Below are 15,344 nucleotides of genomic sequence, written 5' to 3' on the forward strand. Positions count from 1 at the left end.
ACTCCGCGCCCATAATCCCCCTCGGGATGGGCGCGGAGTGACCCCGCGTTGTTCTTAGGGGCGGTACCCCGAGGCGTAGTTCCGGGTCGGACGGACGCCCGGCCGCTGCAGGGGCACCCAGAGCTTGTAGCGGTCCGCCCGGTAGTAAGACACCGAGTAATCGACCATGGCCCGTGCCACGAAGGCGTGGCGCTGGATCTTCAGGAGCGGGGACCCCACTTCAACGTTAAGCAACCGGGCCGTCGACGGCGAGGCCGCCGTCGCCTCGATCATGTCCTCGCCCCACTCCATCACCAGGCCGAAGCGTTCGCTCAGGACGTTGTACAGGGATGTGGGCGGTTCACCATCGAGCAGTCCGGGAACCCGGTGCGCGGGGATGAAGTTCTCGTCCACGCTCATGGGTTCGTTGTCCGCCAGCAGGAGGCGCCGGAACCGCACGAGGGGCGTACCCTCCTCGAGTTGGAGCTCACGGGCCAGGAAAGCACTGGCACCGATCTGCTCGAAACTGAGGACTTTGGCGGCGGGAACCATGCCGCGGCGCTGCATTTCCTCGCTGTAGGAGGTCAGCTTCACCTGGAGGTCAAGTTTGGGTTTGCGCACAAACGTTCCGAGGCCCACCACGCGTTCGATGACTTCCTCGCCGACGAGGGCATCGATGGCCTGGCGCACCGTCATCCGGGCCAGGCCGAAGCGCTCGGCGAGATCCCGTTCCGAGGGCAGTGCGGACCCCGGGGGGCAGGCGCTCACGATGTGGGCGCGAAGGATTTCCCTCAGCTGGACGTAGATGGGCGTACCGTTGTGCCGGTCGATCTCGCCGGCCATGCGGGCGGCGTCAGAAGCCGCCATAGCGGTTCCTTCCGGAATGAGTCATACGTCAAGGTTAAACCACTCGGCGCGCAGGTCTAGACCACCTGCCGGTAGCGGTTCGCCCGGGGACCCCGCCCGGCGCTAGGCTTGAATGCGCCGGTGTCCCCCCGGCCCAATAATCCAGTGAGAGACAAGGAAGCCCCGTTGCCAGTTCGGAACGCAATCGTCCAGGCCACCATCGGACTGCATGCACGGCCGGCGGCGCTGTTCGTCCGGGCGGTTCATGAGACCGGGCTGCCCGTCACCATCAGCAAGGACGGCAGGCCCGGCGTGGACGCCCGCTCCCTGCTGGAAGTCATGACCGAGGACTTCCACTTCGGCTGTGTGGTGGAACTGGCTGTCGCGCCCGATGCCGTCCCGGACGGGTACAGCCCTGACGACGTCGAGAAGGCCCTTGAGGGGCTCAGTGCCCTGCTGGAGTCGGCCCGGTCCCGCTGACCGCCGTACAGCCCCTCCCGGGCCGCACAACGGGCTAACAACAAAACAACGACGGCGGGCCCCACCAGAAGGTGGGGCCCGCCGCCGTTGTTGACTTGGTACGCGTCCTGGCGGACCTTAGTGCGCGTGGTCTCCGCGGCTGTACTCGTACACCCAGCCGACCAGGGCGACCAGGGCGAGCCCGGCCGCGATGTAGACGATCCAGAAGCCGATGGCCATTCCGAGGAATCCTGTGGCGCTGGCCAGGCCGAGGACCAGCGGCCACCAGCTCCAGGGGCTGAAGTGGCCCTGCTCACCGGCGCCCTCGTGGATCTCGGCGTCACTGCGGTCCTCGGGACGCATACCGACGCGCTTGCCGGTAAAGGCGAGGTAGGCGCCGATCATGCCCGCGAGCCCGCCGACCAAGAGCACGCCCAGGATGCCGACCCACTCGGACCAGCCGGTCAGGAAACCGTAGATGAGAGCCACCGGCACGAAGAAGAAGACTCCGAGGCCAAAAATCCTTGATTCGATCTTCACTAGGGGTTGTCCTTCTGGTCGGCGTTACCGAGGGCTTCTGCGGCCGGGGCAGGAGAGTCGACGGTGTATGTCTGGGAAAGTTCGGGGTGGTGCAGGTCCAGGGCAGGACGCTCCGAACGGATCCGCGGCAGCGAGGTGAAGTTGTGACGCGGCGGCGGGCAGGAGGTTGCCCATTCGAGCGAGGCGCCGAAGCCCCAGGGGTCATCCACTTCAACCCGCTCGTTGCTGCGCCACGTGATGTAGACGTTCCAGAAGAACGGGATCAGCGAGGCGCCCAGCAGGAACGACGCGTAGGTGGAGAACTGGTTCATCCAGGTGAAGTTGTCCTGCGGCATGTAGTCCGCGTAGCGGCGGGGCATGCCCTCGACGCCCAGCCAGTGCTGGATGAGGAAGGTGCCGTGGAAGCCGAGGAACAGCATCCAGAAGTGGATCTTGCCGAGGCGCTCGTTGAGCATCTTGCCGGTCCACTTCGGCCACCAGAAGTAGAAGCCTGCGAACATCGCGAACACGACGGTGCCGAAGACGACGTAGTGGAAGTGTGCCACCACGAAGTAGGAGTCGGACACGTGGAAGTCCAGCGGCGGGGAGGCCAGGATGATGCCGGTCAGGCCGCCGAAGAGGAACGTCGCCAGGAAGCCGATGCTCCACAGCATGGGGGTTTCGAAGGTGATGGAACCCCGCCACATGGTGCCGATCCAGTTGAAGAACTTCACGCCGGTGGGCACCGCGATCAGCATCGTCATGAAGGAGAAGAACGGCAGCAGGACCGAGCCGGTGACGTACATGTGGTGGGCCCACACGGTCACGGACAGGGCGGCGATGGAGATCGTTGCGTAGACGAGGCCCTTGTAACCGAAGATCGGCTTGCGGCTGAAGACCGGGAAGATCTCGGAGACGATGCCGAAGAACGGCAGGGCGATGATGTAGACCTCGGGGTGGCCGAAGAACCAGAACAGGTGCTGCCAGAGGACGGCGCCGCCGTTCTCGGGGTCGAAGATGTGGGCACCGAAGCGCCGGTCCGCGCCGAGGGCGAAGAGGGCTGCGGCCAGCGGCGGGAACGCCATCAGGACCAGGATTGCCGTCACCAGGATGTTCCAGGTGAAGATCGGCATCCGCCACATGGTCATGCCCGGGGCGCGCATGCAGATGATCGTGGTGATGAAGTTGACCGCACCGAGGATGGTGCCGAAGCCGGAGAGCGCCAGGCCGAAGACCCAGAGGTCACCGCCCACGCCGGGGCTGAACGTCGTGTTGGACAGCGGCGCGTACGCGAACCAGCCGAACGAGGCCGCACCCTGCGGGGTGACGAAGCCGGACACGGCGATGGTGGAACCGAAGAGGAAGAACCAGAAGGCCAGTGCGTTCAGTCGCGGGAAGGCGACGTCGGGGGCACCGATCTGGAGCGGCATGATGACGTTGGCGAAGCCGGCGAACAGCGGCGTCGCGAACATCAGCAGCATGACGGTGCCGTGCATGGTGAAGAGCTGGTTGTACTGCTCTTTGGTCTGGAGGATCTGCATGCCGGGCTCGAACAGCTCGGCCCGGATCAGCAGCGCCATAACACCGCCGAAGCAGAAGAACACGAAGGACGCGATCAGGTACATGTACCCGATGGTCTTGTGGTCGGTCGAAGTGATCCAGTTGACGACGATGCGCCCCTTGGACTTCGGTACTACGGGAGCCTCAAGGATCCCGGTGGGCTGGGAATAGGTAGTTGCCACGTCGCTCCCCTTACTTGGTTTCGGTCGGGGCCGGGTTGCGGTCGTACTCTTCGCCGAGGAGACCGGTGTTGCCGTCCTGGCGGAGCTTTTCCAGGTGCGCCTGGAATTCGGCGTCGGAAACGACCTTTACGCGGAACAGCATTTCGGAGTGGTATTCGCCGCAGAGTTCGGCGCATTTGCCGTCGTAGGTCCCCTCCTTGGTGGGGGTGAACCTGATGTAGTTGGTCTTTCCGGGGATCATGTCGCGCTTCTGCAGGAAGGCGGGGACCCAGAAGGAGTGGATGACGTCGCGGGCGTTCAGCTCTACGTCAACCGACTTATTGACCGGGAGGTACAGGGTGGGCAGCTTTTCCTTGTCCACAGCCTCACCGGTCAGGTGCGCCTGGACGCCGGCCTCGTGGACATCCTCGCGGATCACGTCGCCCTTTTTGTAGTTGAAGTCCCAGGCCCACTGCTTGCCGCGGACGTCAACGACGACGTCGGCCGGCTGTGCGCGGTTGTCGATCGCGTGCTGGTCTCGGTCGGTGAAGTAGAAGAACACCAGGACCATGAACAGCGGGATCGTCAGGTAGAAGACCTCAAGGGGCAGGTTGAAGCTGTTCTGCCGGGGGAAGCCGACGGTGCCCTTGCGGCGCCGGTAGGCGACCATGCACCAGATCATCAGGCCCCAGGTAATGACACCAACGATCAGCGCGGCAATCCATGAGTTGACCCAGAGGTCCATGATGCGGTCAGTGTGGTTGGTGGTGCCGCGTTCAGTAGGCAGCCACCCTTTCTGTACCTCTGGTGAACATCCAGTCAAAGCCAACGCGCCGGCGAGTGCCAAGCCAGTGATCGTAGTGATCTGTTTGCGTCGGCTGCCGGTTCGGTTCTGCGAACTCACAGACGGCCCTTCCTACTTGTTGCTGTCGCCCGGGCCGCGAAATGGCGGTCTGGGCACACGAAAAGTTTTACTACTCGGTGTAGAGCTTACCGCTCCCCGCGAGTTTTCGCCCACATGTCCGCGCCGTGCGTCGGGACCTTTTTGCCGGGCCCGCTCGTTATGGATCCTGCGGCACTAAGGCCGGGCAGATTGCCCGGCCTTAGTGGAAGGAATCACCGCAGGCGCATGAGCCGCCGGCGTTCGGATTGTCGATCGTGAAGCCCTGCTTGGAGATGGTGTCCTCGAAGTCGATGCTGGCGCCGCTGAGGTACGGGACGCTCATCTTGTCGACAACGACTTCAACGCCGTCGTAGTCGCGGACGGCGTCTCCGTCGAGGAGCCTCTCGTCGAAGTAGAGCTGGTAGATCAGGCCGGAGCAACCGCCGGGCTGCACGGCCACGCGGAGGCGCAGATCGGTGCGGCCTTCCTGCTCGAGCAGGCTGCGGACCTTGCCGGCTGCGACATCGGTCAGCTTGACCTCGTGCGTGGCCAGTTCCTCGCCCGCCGTGGCGGTGGTGTCGGCGCTGTTTTCATTGGTTGTAGTGCTCATGGCCTACCTTCTAACGACGGTGGTGGCGGCGCCCCCTCCCAGGGAACATCCGGCCCGCCCCTACTTGTACGGTACGGGCTATAGCTAATGCTACGTCGATCAGCCGCGTAGCTCTAACTCCTGACGTAACCGTGGGTACAGGCCGGATGTTCCCCGGGAAGGGGGTCCCGGCCCGGTCCGCTTAGGCCAGCCCTTCCTCGTTCAGCCGGGCCAGCATCAGGGCTTCGGCTACGACCGCGTTCCGGAAGTCGCCCAGATGCAGGGATTCGTTGGCGCTGTGCGCCCGCGAATCGGGATCCTCGACGCCGGTGACCAGGATCTGCACGTCGGGGTACAGCTCGGTCAGGTCGGCGATGAACGGAATGGAACCGCCGATGCCGGTTTCGACTGCGGGCACGCCCCAGGCCTCGCCGAGCGCCCACATCGCGACGCCTGCGGCCTTGGAGGAGGTGTCCGTGAGGAAGGAGTTGCCGCTCTCCCCCGGCGTGAAGACCACGTGGGCGCCGAACGGTGCATTGGCTTCCACGTGCCTGCGGACGGCATCCATCGCCTCGGCCGGGTCCTGCCCGGGAGCGAGCCGCATGCTGAACTTCGCCCGCGCCCGGGGCAGCAGGGTGTTCGAGGCGACGTCCACGGCGGGTGCATCGAAGCCGATGATCGACAGCGCCGGTTTGGTCCACATCCGCGAGGCGATGGTGCCGGTGCCGGCGAGCCGGACGCCGTCGAGCACCGACGCGTCGGCGCGGTATTCCTCTTCGGAGAGGTCCACGGTGGCGTCGTCGCGGCTGACGAGGCCGGCGATCGCGACGTTGCCCTCGTCGTCGTGGAGGGTGGCGATGAGCCGGGACAGCAGGGTCGGCGCGTCCAGCACGGGGCCGCCGAACATGCCAGAGTGGACGGCGTGGTCCAGGACCTTGACCTCGATGGTGCCGTCCACCAGGCCGCGGAGGCTGGTGGTGAGCGCGGGGATGCCGACCTTCCAGTTGCTGGAGTCGGCCACGACGATCACATCGGCGCGGAGCAGCTCCCGGTGGGTTTCCAGGAAGGTGCGGAACGTCGGGGAGCCGGCTTCCTCCTCGCCCTCGAAGAAGAACGTCACGCCGAGGCCCAGATCGTCGCCCAGCACGCGGGTCACGGCCGCGTAGGCGGCGATGTGGGCCATGATGCCGGCCTTGTCGTCGGCGGCGCCGCGGCCGTAGAGCCGGCCGTCACGCTCGACGGCGGTGAACGGCTCCGTCTCCCACAGCGCCAGGTCTCCGGTGGGCTGCACATCGTGGTGCGCGTACAGCAGGATCGTCGGCTTGCCTTCGGCCGCGGGGCGGCGTGCGACGACGGCGGGGCCGCCGGGCGTCCCGTCTTCCTTGTCGCAGCGCAGGATCTGCACGTCGTCGAAGCCGCTGTCCCGCACCAGCCGGGCGACGGCGTCGGCGCTGGCATTCAGCGGGGCGGGGTCGAAGCTTGGCCAGGCGATGCCGGGGATAGCGACGAGCTCTTTCAACTGGGCGATCGTGGTGTCGAACGATTCGGTGACGGCCTGGCGGAGCGCCTCGGTGTCGACGGTTCCCATCTGGACGGTTGCGGTTTGCGGGTTCCCCGCGGGTGATGAAGTCATGGCCAGAACACTACCCGTGTCGCGGATCACGCTAAACCCGTGAACGCTGGCACTGACACTGACACGGCAGGTCATGCGCCGTGTGGGCTGGGTCTCGCGCATGCCGCCCCGGGGTATTCTGTAGGGGTGTTTGGACGTAAAAAGGAAGCGCCAACGGCGCAGGACATAGTTGACCAACAGGCGGCCGGGGCAACCCGGGACACTGCCCCCGGCAAGGGCGCGCCCACGCCCAAGCGCAGCGCCCAGGTGGCTGCCCGCAAACGGCCGCTCGTGCCGGAGGACCGCAAGGCCTCCAAGGCGGCAGAGCGCGCAGCGGTCCAGGAGCAGCGGCTGAAGATGCGGCAGGCCATGGACACCGGCGACGAGAAGTACCTGCCGCTGCGGGACAAGGGTCCGCAGAAGCGCTTCGCCCGTGACTATGTGGACGCCCGCTTCAGCCTGGGCGAGTACCTGATGTTCGGTGCCCTAATCTTCGTGGTTGTCTCACTGCTCGTCCCGGCCTCCAGCGAACAGATGATCTACGTCCTGGGCGGCTTCTGGGTGATGTTCCTGGCTGTTTTCGTCGACGTCTTCATCCTCTCCCGGAAGCTCCGGAAGCGGCTGACGGAGAAGTTCGGCGAAGTGGAGCGCGGTACCGTCTGGTACGGCTCCATGCGCTCGCTGCAGTTCCGCCGCCTGCGCCTTCCCAAGCCCCTCGTCAAGCGCGGCGAATACCCCGCCTGACTCCCCCGATCAACAACGGGCCCCCGGCAGCTGGGCTGCCGGGGGCTTTGTCGTTCCTGGTGTTCGGTGCCCCCGGGCGGGGCCGCCCCTCAGCGCCGGGACGGGTGCTTCGCGAGCAGCCGGTTGATGCGGCCAGCCCAGAACGGACCTTCGTAGAGGAAGGCCGTGTATCCCTGCACGAGTGTGGCGCCGGCGTCGAGCCGCTGCTGGACGTCCTGCGCGGTTTCGACGCCGCCCACCGAGACCAGGGTCAGCTTGCCGCCGGTTGCCGCCTTCAGCCGGGCCAGCACCTCGAGGGAACGCTGCTTCAGCGGGGCACCCGAAAGCCCGCCCGCACCACACTCCGCCACCTTGTCCGGGGCGGACGAGAGGCCGCTGCGGGCGATGGTGGTGTTGGTGGCAATGATCCCGTCCAGTTTCAGGTCCAGCGCGAGGCGCGCGACGTCGTCGATGTCCTCATTGCTGAGGTCCGGAGCGATCTTGACCAGCAGCGGGACGTGGCGTCCGGAAGCCGTGTCCGCCGCCTCCCCCACTGCCGTCAGCAGCGGGCGGAGAGTTTCCACATCCTGGAGAAGCCGCAGGCCCGGGGTGTTCGGGGAGCTGACGTTGACCACGAGGTAGTCGGCCGCGGGTGCCAGGCTCCGGGCGCTGATGAGGTAGTCGGCCACCGCGTCTTCAAGTTCGACCACCTTGCTCTTGCCGATGTTGACCCCGATCACCGGGCGGACGCCCGGGTGGCGGCGCTGCAGGGCCGCCCGGGCGGACTTCAGCCGGGGCGCCACAGCGGCCGCCCCGTCGTTGTTGAAGCCCATCCGGTTGATCACAGCCCTGTCGTCGACCAGGCGGAAGAGCCTCGGCGCCGGGTTCCCCGGCTGGGCCTGGCCGGTAATGGTACCGACTTCCACATGGCCGAAGCCGAGCTCGGTCAGGGCCTCAATGCCGTGGCCCTCCTTGTCGAAGCCGGCAGCCAGTCCGAAGGGCGACGGGAAGGTCAGGCCGAACGCCTGGGTCTGCAGTGACGCCGCGGGGGCGGTGAACTTCTGCAGCACCCTCCCGGCCCCGCAGGTGTGGATGATTCGGATGGCCTTGAAGCCGATCTTATGGGCGCGTTCGGCGTCCATCCATGAGAAGGCCAGCCGGAAGAATGTCGGATATACGCGCATGGCTCTAGTTTTGCGGTTCCGGCGGTCCAGACCAAACCCGCCTCCGCGCCGGGCGCTAGCATGAAGCCATGACCAGCGAGGAATGGGTACCGGATATCCTCGGCGACGGCTTCGAAGCGTGCACCGTCCCGGCGTCGGGCCCCGACGGCGTCGAGCGGACCGCGACGCTGGTCCGGCATGTTGCAGCCCAAGCGGGTGCGGCCGGCGGTGCTGACCTGGCCGGGGGCCAGCGGAGCCGGGCCGTCCTGTTCCTGCACGGCTGGAGCGACTACTTCTTCAACGAGGAACTGGCAGAGTTCTGGACCGGCCAGGGCTTTGCGTTCTTCGCCCTGGACATGCACAACCACGGGCGGAGCCTCCAGGCCGGCGGGCACGGCGGCTATGTGGCGGACCTGGACGATTATGACGCCGAGATCACCGCGGCGATCAGCATCATCGCCTCCCTGCACCCCGGGGCCGAAAACCCTCCGACCGTGGCGCTGATGGGGCATTCCACCGGTGGGCTCATTGCCGCACTGTGGGCCAGCCGGCATCGCGGGATGGTCTCGCAGCTGATCCTCGACAGCCCCTGGCTGGAAATGCACGGCAGCCCGGCCGTGCGCCGCGCGGCGCGGACCATGGTGGAACCGCTCGCGCGGTTCTGGCCCGAGGCCGTCATCCGGCTGCCCGAACGCGGCTTCTACTGGCGCAGCGTCAGCAGCGCCGCGGAGGGCGAATGGACACTGGATGACAACTACCGCCCGCCCCGGGCGTTCCCCGTCCGGGCCGGCTGGCTCAGCGCGGTCCTCAGCGGGCAGTCGCGGGTGGCGCGGGGACTGAACATCGACGTCCCGATCCTGGTCCTGATTTCCGGGGCCAGCGCCACCGGGATGTTTTGGAAGGAATCCATGCGCCGCACGGACGCGGTCCTGGACGTCAACACCATCGCCCTGCGCGCTCTCAGCCTGGGCCGCACCGTCACCCTGGAACGGATCGACGGGGCCCTGCATGATGTGTTCCTGTCCGCCCCGCGGGTCCGTGCCGACGCCTATGCGCGGCTGGCCCGCTGGCTCCGGGCGTATGTCCTGGACGACGGCGGCACCGCCTGACAGCGCGCTCCGGCGGCGGCTGGCGCGGGGTGGCTCCCGGGCGTCAGGCCGGGCCGGCGGGGGCCGCGTCCACCGCGCCGCCGTAGCGGCGGTCCCGCTGCGCATAGATCTCGACGGCATCCCACAGTGTGCGCCGGTCCACGTCGGGCCACAGCGTGTCCAGGAAGACAAATTCGGCGTAGGCCGACTGCCAGAGCATGAAGTTGGACAGCCGCTGCTCGCCGGAGCTGCGCAGGAACAGGTCCACGTCCGGCAGGTCCGGCTCGTCCAGGTATTTCTGGATCGTCTTCTCGGTGATGGCCCCCGGCTTGAGCCGGCCCGCGGCCACCTCCTCCGCGATCGCGGACACTGCATCGGCGATTTCGGCGCGGCCCCCGTAGTTAACACACATGTTCAGGGTGCAGGTGCTGTTTCCGCGGGTGAAGTCCTCGGCCTCCTCCAGCTCCCGGATCACCGATCCCCACAGCCTCGGCCGCCGTCCGGACCATCGGATCCGTACACCCCATTCATCCAGCTGGTTGCGCTGCCGACGTAGCACATCTTTGTTAAATCCCATCAGGAAACGGACTTCTTCAGGCGAGCGGCGCCAGTTCTCCGTTGAGAAGGCATAGACACTCACGTGCTCGATGCCAAGTTCGATCGCTCCGGCCATCACGTCCAGCAGGGCGGGCTCCCCCGCCTTGTGGCCCTCGATCCGGGGCAGGCCGCGCTGGTTGGCCCAGCGGCCGTTGCCGTCCATCACAATCGCGACGTGCCGCGGAATGAACTCCGCCGGGATGGCCGGAGGAACGGCACCGGAGGGGTGCGGGTACGGGCTCACCACGGGGGTGCTCCGCTGCCGGACCGGATTCTTCTTTTTACCCAACGCCACAGTTACGTTCGCTCCACATGTTTGAGGGACTTAAGGACACGTTCGAGATGCCACTGCAGGTAACTGGCCACCAGGCCGGCCGCCTCGCGGCGGTGCAAGGGGACTGACGCGTCCGCCGTCGTCCAGTCCCCCGTCAGCAGCGCACCCAGCAGGAGCACTGTCTCCGCGGCGGGTGCCGGGGATCCCGGCGGGCGGCAGTCGGCGCACACCATGCCACCCAGCGGCGCCGAGAACGCGGTGTGCGGACCGCGGGCACCGCAGCGGGCGCAGTCGGTGAAGCTCGGCGCCCAGCCGCCGGTGGCGAGGGCGCGCAGCAGGTAGGAATCGAGGATGAGTTCCGGGGTGTGGTCGCCGCGGCTCAGCGAGGCCAGTGCGCCGACGAGGAGGTTGTATTGGGCGGTGCCCGCTTCGCCGTCGACGTCGGTGAGCTTTTCCGCCGTCTCGGTCATGGCGGCGGCGACCGTGTAGCGGCCGTAGTCCGCGGCGATACTGCCGCCGTAGGCCCCCTTGGCGACGGCCTGCGTGACGATGTCCAGCGTGCGGCCGGATATCAGCTGGAGGTCGGCGACCATAAAAGGCTCGAGGCGGGCGCCGAAGCGGCTGGACGTGCGCCGGACTCCTTTGGCCACCGCGCGGACCTGGCCGTGGTGCTTGGTCAGGATGGTGATGATGCGGTCCGCCTCGCCCAGCTTGTGGGTGCGCAGCACGACGCCGTCGTCACGGTAGGCGCGGGAAGAAAAGGAGGATGGTTGGGCCACGGTTAATCTTCGCACTGCATCAGAAGAAACGTTGCCTTTCAGGAAGAACAGCGCTGCGCCGCCGGACGGACCGGCGGCGCAGCGGCTGACAGCTTAGGCGCGGACGTCCCGGATGGCCCGGTTCACGGCCGAGATGACGGCCTTCAGCGACGAGGTGGACGTGTTGGCGTCGATGCCGACGCCCCACAGCACGCGTTCACCCACGGCGCATTCGACGTACGCCGCGGCAAGGGCGCTGCCGCCTTCGGACAGGGCATGTTCGCTGTAGTCCAGCACCCGGACGTCGACGCCGTCTTCGCGCAGGATGCTCAGCAGTGCGGCGATCGGACCGTTGCCGGTGCCGGTGCGGTGGACCTGGGCGCCGTCGATCTTGAGTGCCGCGTGCAGCGTCATCGAGCCGTCCTCGTCCGTCTCGGTGCTGAACGGGCCGAGGGCATAGCGTCCCCACTGCTCGTCGGCCGCGCCGGAGGGCAGGTATTCATCCTGGAAGACCTGCCAGAGCTGGGCGCCGCTGACCTCGCCGCCCATGGTGTCGGTCTGCTTCTGGATGACGCCGGAAAATTCGATCTGCGCGCGACGCGGCAGGTCCAGGTTGTGCTCGTTCTTGAGCAGGTAGGCGACGCCGCCCTTGCCGGACTGGGAGTTGACCCGGATGACGGCCTCGTAGCTGCGGCCCAGGTCCTTCGGGTCGACCGGCAGGTACGGGACCTGCCAGGGGTAGTCGGCCACGTCCTTGCCGGCCGCGGCGGCGTCTTTCTCCAGGGCTTCCAGGCCCTTCTTGATGGCGTCCTGGTGCGAGCCGGAGAAGGCGGTGAAGACGAGGTCCCCGCCGTAAGGTGCGCGCTCGGCCACCGGCAGCTGGTTGCAGTACTCCACGGTGCGGCGGACCTCATCGATGTCGGAGAAGTCGATCATGGGGTCGACGCCCTGGACAAACATGTTCAGGCCCAGTGTCACCAGGTCCACGTTGCCGGTCCGCTCGCCGTTGCCGAACAGGCAGCCTTCAATCCGGTCCGCGCCCGCCAGGTAGCCCAGTTCCGCTGCCGCGACGCCGGTGCCGCGGTCATTGTGCGGGTGCAGGGACAGGATGATGCCTTCCCGCGGGTGCAGGTTGCGGCTCATCCACTCGATCGAGTCGGCGTAGACGTTGGGGGTGGCCATTTCCACCGTGGCCGGCAGGTTGATGATGACCTGGCTGTCGGCGGAGGCTTCGAACACATCGGCAATGGCGTTGCAGACCCGGACGGCGTACTCCAGCTCGGTCCCGGTGAAGGATTCCGGCGAGTACTCGTAGGTGATGTGGGTGTCCTGCAGCGTCTCCTCGTACTTCTTGCACAGCCGCGCGCCCTGCAGGGCGATGTCCAGGATGCCGTCTTCGTCCTGGTTGAAGACCACCCGGCGCTGCAGGACCGACGTCGAGTTGTACAGGTGCACGATGGCCTGCTTGGCGCCGACGAGCGACTCGTAGGTCCGCTCGATCAGGTGCTCGCGGGCCTGGGTCAGGACCTGGATGGTGACGTCGTCCGGGATGTGGTTTCCCTCGATCAGCTGCCGGACGAAGTCGAAGTCGGTCTGCGAGGCGGAGGGGAAACCGACTTCGATTTCCTTGTAGCCCATCCGGACCAGCAGCTGGAACATCTTCAGCTTGCGGGCGGGGCTCATCGGGTCGATCAGGGCCTGGTTGCCGTCGCGCAGGTCCACGGCGCACCAGCGCGGGGCCTTGGTGATGACCTTGTCCGGCCAGGTGCGGTCCGGCAGTTCAACAGTGATGATGTCCTGGAACGGGACGTAGCGGTGGACGGGCATTCCTGAGGACTTCTGTGCGTTTCGCATTACAATCGGGGCCTTTTCTGTGATTCCTGGTGAAAGGGTGGCCGGGCAACACAAACTCCGCAGCGAGGGTGGGCCTTGCGCTAGATCGCGTCTGAGGCCTCGCCGCGGCAGCTAAGAAGGAGCAGTTCTGCGCGCACCTTTTCACAGTAACACGGGTGCGTAAGATGAAGGAGCCATACCTCCGCAACGTCCACCATGCAGACCGGCCACGTGTAATAAGGCGGTGCCGGGCTGCTTCTCAAAGGAGCATCTGTGCCACTTTCGGGGATCGCCCTGTCCAATATCGACGCCAGTGTCAGGCCTCAGGATGACCTGTACCAGCATGTCAACGGCGCCTGGCTCAAGAACACTGAGATTCCGGATGACCGGCCCCTGGAGGGGACGTTCACGGCGCTGCGGGACGGCTCGGAACTCGCGGTCAAGGAGATCATCGAGGACGCGGCGGCCCGCGGCGCGGACTCCACCGGGATCGAGCAGAAAATCGGCGACCTCTACAACAGCTTCCTGGACGAGGCTGCCGTGGAGGCCAAGGGGCTGGACCCGATCAGGCAGCGGCTCGCCGAGGTGTTCGCCACGGAGTCAGCCGCCGATCTCGTGGCTTTGGCCGGCCGGCTGTTCCGCGCGGACGTGGGCGGCCTGTTCTACATCTATCCCGCCCCCGACGCCGGGAACCCGGACCGGATCCTGCTCTACACCGGCCAGGGCGGCCTGGGCCTGCCGGATGAGTCGTACTACCGCGAGGAAAAGTTCGCGCCGATGGTCCAGGCCTACCGGGAGCATGTGCAGGCGGTCTTCGGCCTGGCCGGTGTCACAGGCCCGGAGGACGCGGCAGGCCGCGTCGTGGAACTGGAGACCGCGCTGGCCTCGCACCACTGGGACAACGTCACGCTGCGTGACCCGCAGAAGACGTACAACCTGAAGACCGCGGACGAGGCGGCGCAACTCTTCCCGCTTCTCGCCACGTGGTTCGACGCCGCCGGCATCGCACCGGAGAAGCGGGCGGACCTCGTTGTGAGCACGCCGGACTTCTTCGCCGGAGCGGCGTCGCTGCTGGACTCCGAACCGCTGTCCGTCTGGCAGGAATGGCTGGCCATGCGGGTCGTCAGCGCGGCCGCACCGTACCTGTCGTCGGCCTTTGTTGATGCGAACTTCGCCTTCTACGGCACCACGCTCAGCGGCACTCCGCGCAACAAGGACCGGTGGAAGCGCGGCGTCGCCGTCGTGGAGGCCGCGCTCGGCGAGGCGGTCGGCCAGATCTACGTTGCCCGGCATTTCCCGGAAACCCACAAGGCGCGCATGGAGTCGCTGGTGGCGAACCTGATCGAGGCCTACCGCGAATCCATCACGGGTCTCGCCTGGATGGGCGAGGACACCAAGCACGAGGCGCTCAAGAAGCTCGATTCCTTCCGGGCCAAGATCGGCTTCCCGGACAAGTGGATCGACTATTCCGCCGTGGAGATCGATCCTTCGGACCTGCTGGGCAATGTGGAGCGCGCGCACAGCGCCGACGTCGACCGGCACCTGGACGAGGTGGGCAAGCCCGTCGACCGGGAGAAGTGGCTGATGACGCCGCAGACGGTGAACGCGTACTACCACCCGCTACTCAACGAAATCGTGTTCCCGGCCGCCATCCTGCAGCCGCCGTTCTTCACCGCCGACGCCGACGATGCCGTCAACTACGGGGGCATCGGTGCCGTCATCGGCCACGAAATCGGCCACGGCTTCGACGACCAGGGCTCCCAGTACGACGGCAGCGGCCTGCTCCGCAACTGGTGGACGGAGGGCGACCGCACAGCCTTCGAGTCGCTGACCTCGAAGCTTGTCGCCCAGTTCGATGCGCTCTCCCCCACCGCGGCGCCCGGGCACAACGTCAACGGCAAGCTGACCCTCGGCGAAAACATCGGCGACCTCGGCGGCCTGGCGATCGCGTACAAGGCCTACCTGATCAGCCTCGACGGCCAGGAGCCGCCGGTCCTGGACGGCCTGACGGGTGTGCAGCGCTTCTTCGCGTCCTGGGCTGCCAGCTGGCGGCAGGTCATGCGGAGCGAGGAAGCGATCCGCAGGCTCGCCACGGATCCGCACTCCCCGAACGAGTTCCGCACCAACCAGATTGCCCGGAACCTCGATGCCTTCCACGAGGCCTTCGGGACCACGGAGCGGGACGGCATGTGGATGCCCGCGGCCGAGCGCGTCAGCATCTGGTAGGAGAACCTGCCGAAGCTAACGGCAAGGGCCGGCCGCGGGAACCTTATCCCGCGGCCGGCCCTTCTTGGTTGCCA

The 15,344-nt window shown here is 66.7% G+C and carries 14 protein-coding genes; 4 read left to right on the top strand and 10 right to left on the bottom strand.

Going from position 1 to position 15,344, the window contains the following annotated elements:
- Window positions 1-54: 54 nt before the first annotated feature.
- Entirely contained in the window at window positions 55-846 is a 792-nt protein-coding gene (locus tag LDO13_RS09665) for a GntR family transcriptional regulator (protein ID WP_224046557.1), read from the bottom strand.
- Window positions 847-1,011: 165 nt separating this feature from the next.
- Between LDO13_RS09665 and LDO13_RS09670 the strand changes: the two genes are divergently transcribed.
- Window positions 1,012-1,305 (top strand): HPr family phosphocarrier protein, encoded by a 294-nt coding sequence (locus tag LDO13_RS09670; protein ID WP_224046558.1) that lies wholly within the window; start codon window positions 1,012-1,014, stop codon window positions 1,303-1,305.
- A 117-nt stretch (window positions 1,306-1,422) separates the two neighbouring features.
- Here LDO13_RS09670 and LDO13_RS09675 read toward each other — a convergent pair whose 3' ends face one another.
- The 5 genes from LDO13_RS09675 to LDO13_RS09695 all read right to left on the bottom strand — a co-directional run bounded on the left by LDO13_RS09675 (window position 1,423) and on the right by LDO13_RS09695 (window position 6,629).
- Window positions 1,423-1,824, bottom strand: a complete 402-nt coding sequence (locus tag LDO13_RS09675) for a cytochrome c oxidase subunit 4 (RefSeq protein ID WP_224046559.1) — start codon at window positions 1,822-1,824, stop codon at window positions 1,423-1,425.
- The gene (gene ctaD / locus LDO13_RS09680) at window positions 1,824-3,545 is read right to left on the bottom strand and encodes a cytochrome c oxidase subunit I (RefSeq protein WP_224046560.1); all 1,722 of its coding nucleotides are present in this window, start codon (window positions 3,543-3,545) and stop codon (window positions 1,824-1,826) included. Before ctaD ends, LDO13_RS09675 begins: the two co-directional genes overlap by 1 nt.
- A 10-nt stretch (window positions 3,546-3,555) precedes the next feature.
- Window positions 3,556-4,428: a cytochrome c oxidase subunit II gene (gene coxB, locus LDO13_RS09685; protein ID WP_224046561.1), complete on the bottom strand. Its 873-nt coding sequence runs from the start codon at window positions 4,426-4,428 to the stop codon at window positions 3,556-3,558.
- Window positions 4,429-4,627: 199 nt separating this feature from the next.
- Complete coding sequence (locus LDO13_RS09690) at window positions 4,628-5,017, bottom strand: iron-sulfur cluster assembly accessory protein (RefSeq protein ID WP_024368088.1); 390 nt, start codon at window positions 5,015-5,017, stop codon at window positions 4,628-4,630.
- Window positions 5,018-5,198: 181 nt separating this feature from the next.
- Window positions 5,199-6,629, bottom strand: a complete 1,431-nt coding sequence (locus tag LDO13_RS09695; protein WP_224046562.1) for a dipeptidase — start codon at window positions 6,627-6,629, stop codon at window positions 5,199-5,201.
- Window positions 6,630-6,755: 126 nt separating this feature from the next.
- Between LDO13_RS09695 and LDO13_RS09700 the strand changes: the two genes are divergently transcribed.
- Window positions 6,756-7,352, top strand: coding sequence for a DUF3043 domain-containing protein (locus LDO13_RS09700; RefSeq protein ID WP_224046563.1), 597 nt, complete (start codon window positions 6,756-6,758; stop codon window positions 7,350-7,352).
- Between the two features lie 89 nt (window positions 7,353-7,441).
- Here LDO13_RS09700 and LDO13_RS09705 read toward each other — a convergent pair whose 3' ends face one another.
- Window positions 7,442-8,515: a quinone-dependent dihydroorotate dehydrogenase gene (locus tag LDO13_RS09705; protein ID WP_224046564.1), complete on the bottom strand. Its 1,074-nt coding sequence runs from the start codon at window positions 8,513-8,515 to the stop codon at window positions 7,442-7,444.
- 68 nt (window positions 8,516-8,583) lie between these two features.
- Here LDO13_RS09705 and LDO13_RS09710 point away from each other — a divergent pair, with 68 nt between their 5' ends.
- Entirely contained in the window at window positions 8,584-9,603 is a 1,020-nt protein-coding gene (locus LDO13_RS09710; RefSeq protein WP_224046565.1) for an alpha/beta hydrolase, read from the top strand.
- A 43-nt stretch (window positions 9,604-9,646) separates the two neighbouring features.
- Here LDO13_RS09710 and LDO13_RS09715 read toward each other — a convergent pair whose 3' ends face one another.
- From LDO13_RS09715 to leuA, 3 genes are all read right to left on the bottom strand, one after another.
- A complete protein-coding gene (locus LDO13_RS09715) occupies window positions 9,647-10,474 on the bottom strand; it encodes an isoprenyl transferase (RefSeq protein WP_224046566.1) in 828 nt (275 codons plus the stop codon).
- A 2-nt stretch (window positions 10,475-10,476) separates the two neighbouring features.
- The gene (recO, locus tag LDO13_RS09720; RefSeq protein ID WP_224046567.1) at window positions 10,477-11,232 is read right to left on the bottom strand and encodes a DNA repair protein RecO; all 756 of its coding nucleotides are present in this window, start codon (window positions 11,230-11,232) and stop codon (window positions 10,477-10,479) included.
- 93 nt (window positions 11,233-11,325) lie between these two features.
- Window positions 11,326-13,065, bottom strand: coding sequence for a 2-isopropylmalate synthase (gene leuA / locus LDO13_RS09725; RefSeq protein ID WP_224046568.1), 1,740 nt, complete (start codon window positions 13,063-13,065; stop codon window positions 11,326-11,328).
- A gap of 252 nt (window positions 13,066-13,317) precedes the next feature.
- Here leuA and LDO13_RS09730 point away from each other — a divergent pair, with 252 nt between their 5' ends.
- Window positions 13,318-15,270, top strand: coding sequence for a M13-type metalloendopeptidase (locus LDO13_RS09730; protein WP_224046569.1), 1,953 nt, complete (start codon window positions 13,318-13,320; stop codon window positions 15,268-15,270).
- Window positions 15,271-15,344: the final 74 nt, after the last annotated feature.

The organism is Arthrobacter sp. NicSoilB4, from assembly GCF_019977335.1.
GTDB lineage: Bacteria > Actinomycetota > Actinomycetes > Actinomycetales > Micrococcaceae > Arthrobacter.

Excerpts from the sequence above, each read along its gene's own strand:
- LDO13_RS09665 (WP_224046557.1), bottom strand. The coding sequence starts at position 846 with ATGGCGGCTTCTGACGCCGCCCGCATGGCCGGCGAGATCGACCGGCAC.
- LDO13_RS09690 (WP_024368088.1), bottom strand. The coding sequence starts at position 5,017 with ATGAGCACTACAACCAATGAAAACAGCGCCGACACCACCGCCACGGCG.
- LDO13_RS09695 (WP_224046562.1), bottom strand. The coding sequence starts at position 6,629 with ATGACTTCATCACCCGCGGGGAACCCGCAAACCGCAACCGTCCAGATG.
- LDO13_RS09705 (WP_224046564.1), bottom strand. The coding sequence starts at position 8,515 with ATGCGCGTATATCCGACATTCTTCCGGCTGGCCTTCTCATGGATGGAC.
- LDO13_RS09710 (WP_224046565.1), top strand. The coding sequence starts at position 8,584 with ATGACCAGCGAGGAATGGGTACCGGATATCCTCGGCGACGGCTTCGAA.
- leuA (WP_224046568.1), bottom strand. The coding sequence starts at position 13,065 with ATGCGAAACGCACAGAAGTCCTCAGGAATGCCCGTCCACCGCTACGTC.